The sequence below is a fragment of the Flavobacterium sp. K77 genome, from assembly GCF_021608205.1.
GTDB classification, from domain to species: domain Bacteria; phylum Bacteroidota; class Bacteroidia; order Flavobacteriales; family Flavobacteriaceae; genus Flavobacterium; species Flavobacterium turcicum.
Genome location: NZ_JAKIHO010000055.1, coordinates 1 through 368 on the forward strand (window position 1 = coordinate 1; position 368 = coordinate 368).

Below are 368 nucleotides of genomic sequence, written 5' to 3' on the forward strand. Positions count from 1 at the left end.
AATACTTTATTGTATGCTTTTTTATATTCTTTATCTCAGTATGTTAAGATATTATTTTTAATTATGAATTGAAAATTATCAATTGTTAGTTAAAAACAGATTGCCCAAAGCAATTATAACTTCTTAAGGTGGTTATTGCGGCGGGGCTCACCTCTTCCCATCCCGAACAGAGTAGTTAAGCCCGCCAGCGCAGATGGTACTGCAGTTATGTGGGAGAGTATGTCGTCGCCTTTCTTTGAAAGCCCATTCTAATCGGATGGGCTTTTTTTTTAGCATTTACTTTTTACAAGTAAGGTACCTTAGCTCAGATGGTAGAGCAATGGACTGAAAATCCATGTGTCCCTGGTTCGATCCCTGGAGGTACCACA

1 tRNA gene and 1 rRNA gene are annotated in these 368 nt (G+C 38.6%); both read left to right on the forward strand.

Annotation, left to right across the window (positions count from 1 at the left end):
- The first annotated feature begins 124 nt into the window (after nt 1-124).
- A 5S ribosomal RNA gene (rrf, locus tag L1S34_RS14865) occupies nt 125-234 on the forward strand.
- Nucleotides 235-293: 59 nt separating this feature from the next.
- A tRNA-Phe gene (locus L1S34_RS14870) sits at nt 294-366 on the forward strand.
- Nucleotides 367-368: the final 2 nt, after the last annotated feature.